Annotated in this window: 10 protein-coding genes; 2 read left to right on the top strand and 8 right to left on the bottom strand. The window is 69.2% G+C overall.

Translation table 11 applies throughout. The features are described from left to right. Positions 1 to 738 precede the first annotated feature (738 nt). The 5 genes from KZC50_RS12760 to KZC50_RS12740 all read right to left on the bottom strand — a co-directional run bounded on the left by KZC50_RS12760 (position 739) and on the right by KZC50_RS12740 (position 7,145). Positions 739 to 1,383 (bottom strand): 2'-5' RNA ligase family protein, encoded by a 645-nt coding sequence (locus KZC50_RS12760; protein WP_310891911.1) that lies wholly within the window; start codon positions 1,381 to 1,383, stop codon positions 739 to 741. Between the two features lie 14 nt (positions 1,384 to 1,397). Further along, entirely contained in the window at positions 1,398 to 2,708 is a 1,311-nt protein-coding gene (locus tag KZC50_RS12755) for an ISL3 family transposase (RefSeq protein ID WP_310891910.1), read from the bottom strand. 142 nt (positions 2,709 to 2,850) lie between these two features. Further along, positions 2,851 to 4,578, bottom strand: coding sequence for a gamma-glutamyltransferase family protein (locus tag KZC50_RS12750; protein ID WP_310891909.1), 1,728 nt, complete (start codon positions 4,576 to 4,578; stop codon positions 2,851 to 2,853). An 89-nt stretch (positions 4,579 to 4,667) separates the two neighbouring features. Next, positions 4,668 to 6,089: an aminopeptidase P family protein gene (locus tag KZC50_RS12745; RefSeq protein WP_310891908.1), complete on the bottom strand. Its 1,422-nt coding sequence runs from the start codon at positions 6,087 to 6,089 to the stop codon at positions 4,668 to 4,670. Between the two features lie 33 nt (positions 6,090 to 6,122). Continuing rightward, positions 6,123 to 7,145 carry an endonuclease/exonuclease/phosphatase family protein gene (locus KZC50_RS12740; RefSeq protein WP_310891907.1) on the bottom strand — a complete coding sequence of 341 codons (1,023 nt, stop codon included), beginning with the start codon at positions 7,143 to 7,145 and terminating at the stop codon, positions 6,123 to 6,125. 87 nt (positions 7,146 to 7,232) lie between these two features. Here KZC50_RS12740 and KZC50_RS12735 point away from each other — a divergent pair, with 87 nt between their 5' ends. Then, positions 7,233 to 8,096 (top strand): PHP domain-containing protein, encoded by an 864-nt coding sequence (locus KZC50_RS12735; RefSeq protein ID WP_310891906.1) that lies wholly within the window; start codon positions 7,233 to 7,235, stop codon positions 8,094 to 8,096. A gap of 36 nt (positions 8,097 to 8,132) precedes the next feature. Here the strand turns inward: KZC50_RS12735 and KZC50_RS12730 are convergent, their stop codons facing one another. Beyond that, positions 8,133 to 9,632: a DEAD/DEAH box helicase gene (locus KZC50_RS12730; RefSeq protein ID WP_301133138.1), complete on the bottom strand. Its 1,500-nt coding sequence runs from the start codon at positions 9,630 to 9,632 to the stop codon at positions 8,133 to 8,135. 209 nt (positions 9,633 to 9,841) lie between these two features. On the opposite strand from KZC50_RS12730, the gene KZC50_RS12725 reads away from it, so the two are divergent. Continuing rightward, the gene (locus KZC50_RS12725; protein ID WP_053548466.1) at positions 9,842 to 10,555 is read left to right on the top strand and encodes a ferritin-like fold-containing protein; all 714 of its coding nucleotides are present in this window, start codon (positions 9,842 to 9,844) and stop codon (positions 10,553 to 10,555) included. Between the two features lie 24 nt (positions 10,556 to 10,579). On the opposite strand, the gene KZC50_RS12720 is transcribed toward KZC50_RS12725, so the two are convergent. Together KZC50_RS12720 and KZC50_RS12715 are read right to left on the bottom strand one after the other, a co-directional pair. Continuing rightward, a complete protein-coding gene (locus KZC50_RS12720; RefSeq protein ID WP_310891905.1) occupies positions 10,580 to 10,870 on the bottom strand; it encodes a hypothetical protein in 291 nt (96 codons plus the stop codon). 3 nt (positions 10,871 to 10,873) lie between these two features. Then, entirely contained in the window at positions 10,874 to 11,098 is a 225-nt protein-coding gene (locus KZC50_RS12715; protein ID WP_053548434.1) for a DUF3107 domain-containing protein, read from the bottom strand. Positions 11,099 to 11,196: the final 98 nt, after the last annotated feature.

The raw sequence follows: 11,196 nt of genomic DNA, 5'->3' as shown, positions 1-11,196 counted from the left end.
GGCTCATCGCAATCGAGGGTGTAGGAGTGGTCTGAAGCCGCCGGCTGCGCGCCCGTCCTCATCCAAGCCCCCGTTGTCGGCATCATCTACGCACTGTTCCTGCACACCGTCATCGCGGGGCACACCAATAATCTGCTGACCGAGGCGGTCTTCGGTGTTCCACTCGGATCCAGCCTTATCAGTTCGATCGGGGGCGGGTCCCTGACTCTGTCGGCCGTTGCCGTCTTCGGCGTCGTGACTCTTCTGATCGCGGCCGTCGCCGAAGTAACGCGTCGGCTGCTGCGGCCCGAACCCAGCGCTTCGGCGTCCACGCCGGGCGGAGAGCGAACGCTCCGGTGGATTGGCCTCCTGCAGTTCGGCACCGCCGCCGCAGCAGTATTCGTACCGCTCGCCGCTGGACTGTATCTCCTCGTCACGGTTGCGTGGACACTCGCTCAAAGGCTGATCCTGCGACGAAAGTTCCCCACCGAACCCTCCGCCGGTCAGGCGTGAAAACCGAGGGTCAAGTGTGGATCGCAAGCCGGTCGGAGGGCGGGCGTCTTCAGAAAGTCATCGGGGAAGTGCCCGCCGCAGCGCCTTTTTGACGAGATACCTGCCCATTTCATCGTTGTCCATTCTGTTCGTGTACTCGACAACGTCGCGCGCGACGGCGCGGCGTTCGCCGGTCCCTCATCGAGGCAATCCGGCGCCACGTCGCGCAGTAGCCCGCGCTGGTCGCCTGTATCGCGAACGGGAAGGTCAGCTATGCAACTCCTGCTGCGCAACCACGCGCCATGTGTACATGCCGTCGTCGCGACCGAGTTCGATGAGCGAAAGGCGCGGAGACACTACGACGATCGGATGGAGGTCAGCGAGGTCCAGCGCGTCGCTCAACGCCTCTTCACTGATCTCTTGAGAGAAGTAGCCAAGACTCACGTGCGGATAGAAGACCTCGTCCGGGTCGGGAGCGGGGCCGCCGGCCGCCGACACGAGTTCGCCTTGCAGCTTGCGCAACTCCTGTAATCCCGGTGACGTCGCGGAGAGACTGAGGCCCTCCTGATAGATGAAGAGGCGATCGAAGACCAGCGGCACGATCGAGGCGCGGGACGCAGCGCTGAAAACAGAGTCGACATGCTCGTTCAGCGTCACCGGATCGAGATCACCTGAGTGCCCGACGCCCGTCATCGTCAGATGCAACCACTCGACCGGCACAACATCGACGCCCGTTACCGTGCTGAGGGCCTTGCCGGCACGCTCCGCCGCCTCGTGGAGAGCGGTCGCGCCCTCGAACGTGAGATGCCAGGTCAGGTAGCGGGTGCCCGGACTCCATCCCTCCCGCCACCACCAATGGTTTCGGGTGCGTTCGAAGCTGCCTCGCTGCCGCGGTACTGGATGAGATGGCATCGTCCCATTGTGGCTCATCGCAATCGAGGGTGTAGGAGTGGTCTGAAGCCGCCGGCTTCGAGCAGCGACCGCGCGATGTAGTGAGTCAGGTTGCGGAAGCCCAGGGCCGATCCGCGGAGGTGTTCGAGGCGCCCGTTGATTGCCTCGGTGGGTCCGTTCGAGGTGCCGGGGCGGTCGAAGAACGCGAGCACGTCGGCTGCGCGCTGCTTCAAGGTCCGCCCGAGTCGGCGGATCTCGGTGAGAGCGGCGGGGACGCCGCTGCTGACGGCGTCGATCACTGCGCGCATCATCTCCTTGGCCTTGTTCTTGTCGGGTTCGCGGTAGGCCGCGACGATGCGCTGGTAGGTGCCCCAGGTCGCTTCGACCTCGATGTGCTCCTCGGCGGCGAACACCGCGTCGAGGCGTGCGGTCTGCTTCTCGGTGAGCAAGCTCGCGCCGGTGTGAAGGGTGCGGCGGACACCGTGGAGCGGGTCACCGGCGTGGCCGCGGTGGCCGAGGTTGTCCTGCTGAACACGCTGCCGGGTGCGGTCCAGGGCGTCGCCGGCGAGGCGGACGACGTGGAACAGGTCCATGACGGGGACGGCGTCGGGGAGTTCCTCGGCCGCGGCGGTCTTGAACCGGCTGAACTCATCCATCGCGACCACCTCGATCGCCTTCGACCAGTCCGCGGGCCGGGCGGCGAGCCACTGCTTGAACACCTGCTTCGACCGCCCCTCGACCATGTCCAGCAGCCGGGCCGGGCCGCTCTTCTCGCGAACCGAGGTGAGGTCGATGATCACGGTCACGTACTTGTCGCCGAACCGTGTGTGGCGCCAGACGTGCTCGTCGACACCGATCGTGGTCACCCCATCGAACCGCGTGGGGTCGTCGATCAGCCGTCGCTTGCCTTCGGCGAGGATCGCGGTGTTCGCGGTGTGCCACGACACCCCGAGTCCTGCTGCGGCGCGGGAGACGGTGAGGTGGTCGACCACGATCGTGGTGAGTGCCCACCCGATCCCGCCGCGCGAGATCTTCGCCCGTGGCGCCGCCGCTTTCGTCGTGTCCTGCCGCCAGGTGCGCCGGCAGTGCGCGCACCGGTAGCGGCGCACCCGGATCAGCAGCGTCGTCGGCCGGTGCCCGAACGGCTCATGCGCGAGCGGCCGCGCGACCGTGTCACGCGCCACGCCCTCCGCACCGCACTTCCGGCACCACGGGTCGTCATTGATGACACGGCACTCAAGCACTGCCCGGTCTGGCTCGAGCAGCTGTCCAACAGCCTCGAGGCCGAGCTCGTCGAGGCGGCAGAACGTGGTCAGGTCAGGGGTCGCGAACGTAGGGTGGTGCACGTCGAGGTCTTTCGGATGGGCAGCGTAGGAACTTCCATCCTGGAAGACCTCGACGCCTATCCGCGAACCACCAGCCGGCCCACGACTACACCCTCATCTGCGAAGAGCCACCAAACGCCGTGAGGATATCACGACTGTCACGTCAGCGTCCGATGGCGTACCCCTGCATGCCCCTCGGGTTCGCGGCGCCCCAGAGCCGGACGCCGTCGGGGCGAACGCCGACGGCGGAGAGCCGACCGAGACGCCACGGGCCGGCCCGGAGCACATCGTGCCCGCGCGCGACCAGTTCGTCGATCACGTCGTCTCCTATGCGGTCTTCGACGACCACACCTGCGGGGTCCCATTCCCGCGGCCAGAACGAGTCGATCAGGGCCGTGGTGTGAAGGGTCGGGGCGTCGATGGCCGCTTGCGGTTCGTATCCGCCGACCAGGACGCGCAGGAGGAAGGGCAGCTGCCACTGATCCTGCTGATCGCCGCCGGGTGTCCCGAGCGCCATCCTCCCGCCGTCGACGTCGAAGGCGAGAGTCGGCGACAGTGTCGTCCGCGGTCGTCGTCCCGGCGTCAGCGCGGCGGCGGCGTCGGGATCGAGCCAGGTCATCTGCAGGCGTGTACCGAGACAGAAGCCCAGCTCGGGGATGGTGGGAGACGACTGCAGCCATCCACCGGATGGCGTGACGGATACGAGGTTGCCCCATCGATCGACGACGTCGATATGGCAGGTGTCGCCGCGGGTCTCACCCGTCGTTTGGACGGTGGGTTCGCCGGTGCCGGCGGCGTCGGCGGCGGTGCCGGCCTGCCGCAGCGGGGGAGCGGCGCGGGAATGGCGCGTCGGACGGCCGGGCCGCCATTCCCGCGCCGCCCGCTCGCCGATCTCGGCCCGTCGGGAGTCGATGTACTCGTCTGCGAGGAGCGGTGTCACATCGGTTCCATCGCCGAAGTGCGCGTCGCGGTCGGCCAGCGCCAACTTCAGCGCCTCCACGATTGTGTGCGCTCCCGCACCGGTGCTCGGGTCGAGGAGCTCGTCGTCGAGCGGCTCGAGGATCCTCAGCGCTGCGAGAAGAGCCGGACCTTGCGTCCAGGTTCCCGCCTTCGCGATGGTGTGACCACGGAACTGCGCGATGACGCTGTCCTCGTAGGTCGCGCGGAAGTCCGTGAAGTCGCTGACTCGGATGACCGCGGCGTGATCGGTTCCGGAGGAGTGCCGATGGGGCGTGGCGAGGAACGCGGCCGCCGCGTGGGCCACCCGCCCGGTCGCCCATGCGGTCCGGGCGGCGTCGATCCGCTCCTCGCGGGTCGCGTGGCCGTCGGCGTGTGCGATGAGGTCTTCGAGCACGTCGGCGTAGCGCGGATTGCGGTGCAGGTCTCCCGCGCTCGGGAGCGCGCCGTCGGGCAGCCAGAGCTCCGCGGAGGTGGGCCAGTGTTCTCGGAAGAGGTCGGCCACGCGGGCGATGGTCGCCACGGTGGTGGGGAGGAGCGGGGCGCCGTCGCGTGCGATCTGGATCACGGGTGCCAGGACGTCGGAGAGTTCCATGGAGCCGTGGTCACGCAGAAGAAGCAGCCAGGCGTCGACGGCACCGGGGACGGCTGCAGCCAGGCCCCCGGCGCCGGGTACGAGATCGAGACCTTCGGCACGGAAATGCGCGATGTCAGCGCCCGCAGGTGCCGGGCCCTGTCCGACGAGCACCTTGGCCTCGCGCGGGGCGTCCGCGGTGGCGAAGAGGCCGACGAGGTCACCGCCCGGACCGTTCAGGTGGGGTTCCACCACGTGCAGCACGAACCCGCCCGCGACGACGGCGTCGAAGGCGTTGCCGCCGCGCTCCAGGATCCCGTGGGCGGCGGCGGAGGCCACCCAATGTGTCGAGGCGACCATTCCGAAGGTCCCGCTGAGCGTCGGCCGAGTGGTGAAGGCAGGAGGAGGGGTGAAGGTCCCGCCTCGGTGGGACGGATCCGTCGAGCTCGTCACGCCGATTCCCGCAGACGCGCGATCCACGCCTCGACCTCATCCGCCGTGCGGGGAATCCCGGCAGACAGGTTCACCGGCCCGTCCGTGCCCATCAGGATGTCGTCCTCGATGCGGACTCCGATGCCGCGGTATTCGATCGGGACGGTCAGATCGTCGATCTGGAAGTACAGCCCGGGTTCGATCGTGAACACCATCCCCGGCTCCAGGACGCCGTCGTAGTACATCTCGCGACGCGCTTGCGCGCAATCGTGCACGTCGAGACCCAGGTGGTGGCTCGTGCCGTGGACCATGTATCGGCGGTGATGACCGCCGAGGTCGGCGTCGAGCGCCTCCTGCGCCGTGACGGGGAGAAGCCCCCAGTCCGCGACGCGCTCGGCGATGACGGACATCGCCGCCTCGTGGACCTCACGGAATCGCGCGCCGGGTCGTGCCGCCGCGAATGCTGCGTCCGCTGCTTCCCTCACCGCCTCGTAGACACGTCGCTGGACGTCGCTGAACCGGCCGTTGATCGGAAGGGTGCGGGTGATGTCCGCGGTGTAGAGGCTGTCGACCTCGACACCGGCGTCGATGAGGATCAGGTCGCCGGGGATGACACGGCCGTCGTTCCGAGTCCAGTGCAGGTAGCACGCATGAGGGCCGGACGCGGCGATCGTGTCGTATCCGACGCTGTTCCCGTCCGTTCGCGCCCGCTGGTGAAAGAGGCCCTCGACGATACGCTCGCCGCGCGGATGAGCGGCGATGCGCGGAAGGTCGCGGACGATGTCGTCGAACCCGCGAGCGGTGGCCTCGACCGCGAGCTTCAGCTGAGCGACCTCGTACTCGTCTTTGACGAGTCGCATCTCCGAGACGAACCGGGTCAGGTCGGGGTGCTCGCCCACGACGAGATCGTCGGCACCGCGAGCGAAGGCGTCCACGGGCGCGGTGTCGATGCCGAGTTCCGCGGCGACGGCGGACGCGGAGGGGCGGGGGCCGATCCAGAATTCGCCGACCGTCGCGTCCGCGTAGAACTCGTGGGTCGTCCGATCCGCACGTTCACGGAAGTACAGGGTCGCCTGGTGCGCTCCGCCCGGTCGCGGATCGAGCACGAGGACCGAGTCGGGTTCGGCGTCGGCGCCCCATCCCGTGAGATGGGCGAAGGCGGAGTGAGCTCGGAAGGGGTAGTCGGTATCGTTGCTGCGCTCCTTGAGCGATCCCGCAGGGACCACGACACGGGCGCCGGGGAATGCGGCGGAAACGCTCGCGCGACGTGCCGCGGTGTGAGGCACCGAAGGGCGCGCGGGGGGCACGATGTCGGGGCGTTCCGCCCATCCGTGTGAGATCCCGTCGAGGAAACCCTGACCGAAACGCTGGCGGCGGTTCGCGGCCGCCCTCTCTTCGTCGGTCGCCGCGATCGTGTCCTGCTCGCCTGCTGTGCTCATCACCCCAGTCTCGCACGCACGGATGCCGGGGGATCAGTCGCCCGCGCGCTCGAGTTGCACCACGACGGGGCGGTGGTCGGACGACGAGGAGTCGTTCTGGTCGAGCACCAGGGATCCGGTCGGGACCCACTCGGACGTGGCCATCACGTGATCGATGGGTGCTCCGAGGACGCGCGGCGCGTCCGCCGGCCAGGTCCCGACGCTTCCGTTCCCCGTCTCTGCAGCCGTGTCTCGGCAAAGCCCCAGCGTGCCTCCGTCCACTCCGAGGCCACTCATGTGGTCCACGGTGGCGTTGAAATCCCCTGCCAGGATCACGTTGTCGCTCGCACACTGGTCGGCAAGCCAGCGCAGGTCCTCCCGCCATTCGCTCATGTAGCTCGGGCGTGGGGCGACGGCGTGAGCGGCGACGACGATGGGACCATCGCCGGAGACGGGCATCGCGACGGCGCTCGGAACGGTGGAGGTGTTGCTGGTGCCGTCGACCGACGACTCGATCACCGCGTAGTCCCCGAGGTCCGGGCTGATGAGCAGTGTGGTCGATCCGGCGTCCCACTCGGTGGAAGGGTCTTCGGCATGATGCGCCCACATGGGGTGACCGAGCTCGCGCATCGCGATCGCCACCGCCTCTCCCGTCTCGATCGAGGTCTCCGGGAGGGAGACGATGTCGGCCTCCATCGCGACGGCCAGACGCGCCACGGCGTCTGGCGAGGTCGCAGGGCCGGCGGTGTTCCACGTCATGACGCGGATGGCGGCGTCGGATTTCCCGGGGAGGGAGTCGGCGCCGAGTCCGCGCGCGACGAGGGTCGCACCGTTGACCCCAGTGGCCACTGCAGCGATCAGCGCGATCGTCAGCGCGAAGGGTCGAGGTCCGCGGGCCAGTGCGAGAAGCAGGGCGACGACGACGACCGCCGCGAGGGCGACCGTCACCGCCCCCCGGAAGGAGATGATCTGCGCGACGGGGTAGTAGCGCTCGACCCGGAAGAATTCCGGCCAGGTCAACACCGCCGCGCCTAGGGCGAACAGCACCGCGACGAGGATCCCGAGGAGGCGAAGCACCCCCAGACTCTAGACATGTCCGCTGGGAGATCGGCCAGTGGCACACGTTCTGAGGACGGGCTCCGATCGTCGCGATACGCTCGAGGGATGTCGGCTTCGCAGCGCTTCCAGGGGCCGAGCGACCTGCACCTCCACTCCGTCCACTCCGACGGGACCGAATCGGCCGCCGGCGTGCTCGACGCGGCCCACCGCCATGGGGTGCGCTCGGTGGCGCTCACCGATCACGACACCACTGCCGGATGGGCGGAGGCCGCCGATGCTGCGGGTTCGCTCGGGGTGACCTTCATCCCGGGGATGGAGCTTTCCGCGAAGCACGAGTGGCGCAGCGTCCACGTTCTGGCTTATCTCTTCGACCCCGACGAGACGCACCTGCGCGCCCTTACGGACCGCATCCGCGCGTCGCGCCTGGACCGTGCCCGCCTGATGGCCGACCGCATCGCGCGCGATTTCGACGTCACCTGGGACGACATCCTCGCGCAGACCTCCGAAGGCGCGACCGTGGGCCGTCCCCACATCGCCGACGCGCTGGTGGCGCGGGGGTTCGTCGCGGACCGGACGCAGGCGTTCGCCGACATCCTGAGTCCGGCTGGAGACTATTACGTGGCGCTGTACGCGCCCGACCCCGTCACGGCGGTGCGGCGGGTGACCGAGGCCGGGGGAGTGGCGATCATCGCGCACCCGGCCGGCCGGGCGGGCCTCCTCCCCGCGCCGGTCATCGAGCGGATGCTCGAGGCCGGGCTCGCCGGATTCGAACTGGGGCACAGGGAGAACCTGCCGGCGGCGACGGAGGCGCTGGCGCGACTGTGTCGGTCGCGGGATCTGATCGTCACCGGCTCGAGCGACTACCACGGCCTCGGCAAGCCCAACCGGCCCGGCGAGTGCACGACATCCGACGAGATGGTCGCACGGCTGATCGAGCGGGGATCGGGCAGCGCACCCGTCTACCCGTGATCGGGGTGGAAGCCATGCGGCTTCCACCCCGGCCGATCAGAGTCCGGGTGCGGCCGTCTGGCCCCCGCGCGACCCCCGCCGCCGACGGCGGCGCGGTGCCGGGCGGCCGTCGTGGTGCTCGGCACCGCCGCCGTCATGGGTTCCCGCTCCTTCGGCGTTGCGCTCGGGAGCGGTCTCGTCCGTGCCTGCCGGGGTCGTCCCGCCGTCTGTTGCGAACGAGGTGCCGACCCGCTCGTCGCCGGAGGCACGCGAGCGACGACGCCGGCGGCGTGTGGTCCCCGCCGGCTGATCGTCGCCGGCCGCATCCGCGGCGCGAGCCGGCTGCGTCCGCGCGGGCTGCGTCTTCGGAGCCGTGACGATGCGTCCCTTCGTCCCCGCGGGGATGTCGAGATCGGTGTAGAGGTGCGGGCTCGAGGAGTAGGTCTCCGTGGGCTCGGGCTGGCCGAACTCGAGGGCGCGGTTGATGAGCGCCCACTTGTGCAGGTCGTCCCAGTCGACGAACGTCACGGCGATGCCGGTCTTGCCCGCGCGGCCCGTCCGGCCTGCGCGGTGGAGGTAGGTCTTCTCGTCATCGGGGATGGTGTGGTTGATGACATGGGTGACGTCGTTCACGTCGATGCCGCGGGCGGCGACGTCCGTGGCGATGAGCACGTCCCGCTTGCCCGCCTTGAAGGCGGCCATCGAACGCTCGCGAGCCTCCTGGCTCATGTCGCCGTGGACGGCGGCGGCGTTGAACCCCCGATCGCCGAGCTCATCCACCAGCTTCTGCGCCGCACGCTTGGTGCGGGTGAAGATCACGGACTTGCCACGGCCCTCCGCCTGCAGGATGCGCGCGATCACCTCGTCCTTGTCGAGCGAATGCGCGCGGTACACGAGGTGCTTGATGTTGGCCTGTGTGAGGCCTTCGTCAGGGTCGTTCGCCCGCATATGGATCGGGTTCGACATGAAGCGACGAGCCAGCGCCACGATCGGCCCCGGCATGGTCGCCGAGAACAGCTGCGTGTGGCGGACGGCGGGCACCTTCTGGAAGATCTTCTCGATGTCGGCGAGGAAGCCGAGGTCGAGCATCTTGTCGGCCTCGTCGAGGACGACTTCGACGGCTCCGGAGAGATCCAGGAGCCGCTGGTTGCTGAGATCGATGAGGCGACCGGGGGTGCCGACGACGATCTGCGCTCCCGCCTTGAGCTGATCGATCTGGCCCTCGTAGGCCTTGCCTCCGTAGATGGCCACGACGCTCGTGGAGCGGTTCGAGGTGAGCATGTCCATGTCCTCGTAGACCTGGACGGCGAGCTCGCGCGTGGGGACGACGATGAGGGCCTTCACCCCGGGCGCCGGGTCGAGCCCGAGGCGCTGGACGACGGGGATGCCGAAGCCGAAGGTCTTGCCCGTGCCGGTCTTGGCCTGGCCGATGATGTCCTGCCCCGGCAGACCGAGGGGGATGGTCTGCTCCTGGATCGGGAAGGCATCCACGATGCCCTTGTGCGCGAGCGCATCGACGATGTCCTGGTCGACCCCGAGGTCGGCGAAAGTGGTCACGATGTGTGCCTGTCCGGCAGTGAGAGGCTGCCTGGTCCATGCCCGGGCGTGCTGTCCAGCGGCGCCGTCGGGGCGGAGTGCGATCCACGCCCTCTTCTCTTCCACAGGCGCGGCATCCCCGATCCGTCGTCGGGGCCGGAGTCCATGCTAGCGCGCCGGGCGCGGAGCCCTCGGTACGACGCGGAAGGCGGGCGGCGTAGGCTGTGGGCGTGGTGAAGTGGTTCTGGCAGAGACGCGAGCCCGGCCGACGTCTCCAGTTGCGCTCCCGTGACGAGCTCGGCGAGGCGCTCCGCGTGGACTTCGCGCAGCTCGCTCCCGACGTGGACACCTTCCTCGGCCAGGCGGCGTACCTGCAGCTCGGCTACTTCGAGACGTTGAGCGAACTCATCGCACTCACCCCGGAGTTGGCTCAGAAGGAATCCCTGTCGCGAGCCGCCGGCGCGGCGCTGACCAAGCACGAAGCCCTCGTGGCGATCATCCGCGAACGCGGCGGGGACCCGACGGCCGTCATGCTCCCGTTCCGCGAGCCCTTGGACGCCTTCCGGCGGAGCACGCACGGCGTTCGCCCGCAGGAGACGATGCTCTCGGTGCACATCACCGCCGGCATGCTCGACGACTTCTATCTCGCGCTCTCGTCCAGCTACGGCGAGACCGGGCGACGCGTGGCGCGCGCCCTCCTCGCGGACGACGATCGCGAGGCGATCGTCGACATCATCTCCACCACGATCGCGGATGACCCGCAGTGGGCCTGGCTGCTCGCACTGTGGGGCAGGCGCCTCGTCGGGGACACGCTGCTGATCGCTCGAGCGGCGCTTCGACCCCTGACACTCGAATCGGCCGACGAAGCGACGGTCGAGCCGGTGTTCACCCAACTGCTGGCCGCGCACTCGCGGAGGATGGACGCGATGGGGCTCGCGGCCTGACGGTCGGCCGACCGAGCAGTCGGATCAGCCGATGCGCAGGGCGTGCCGCATCTGCGCGTCGTTCTCGCGACGACGTCGTGTGATCACCACGGCGAGGGCGAGGACCACGGCCGTGGGCACCAGCACCGCCCCCAGCCATGGCCAGGCGCTGCCGATTCCCGCACCCGCCCATGTGGCCGCCGTCCATGCGATCCCCGCCGAGGCGGCGCCCACCATCGGCAGGAGGGCAGCTCCGCGGACGCCCCTGTCGCCCAGGGTGAAGTGGACGACGAGTCCGATGACCGCTCCGGCGACCAGCCCGAGAAGGATCTGCACGGGTCAGGCGACGAAGCCGACGCGACGCGACTGGTCGCTGCCGAGTTCGATGTAGGCGAGACCGGCGGTCGGGACGAGGTAGGAGCTGCCGCGCGCATCGGTGAACTCGATGTGGGTCGCGCCCGTGGAGAGGGCGTCGGACACGGTCTTCTTGACCTCCGTCGCCGAATCGTTGGTCTCGAAGGTGAGTTCGCGGCCGGTGTTGGCGATGCCGATGCGGATGTCCACGGTCGTGCCCCTTTTCACTCTGCGGGCCCGCGGTTTCGCGGGCTCCCGGCCACTTTACGACACGGGGATCGGGGGCGGACGCCGGTCGCGAACGCTCT

Origin of the sequence: Microbacterium aurantiacum, from assembly GCF_031625015.1 — a bacterium.
Taxonomy (GTDB): Bacteria; Actinomycetota; Actinomycetes; order Actinomycetales; family Microbacteriaceae; genus Microbacterium; species Microbacterium aurantiacum.
This window is presented reverse-complemented; position numbering and strand designations above follow the sequence as displayed.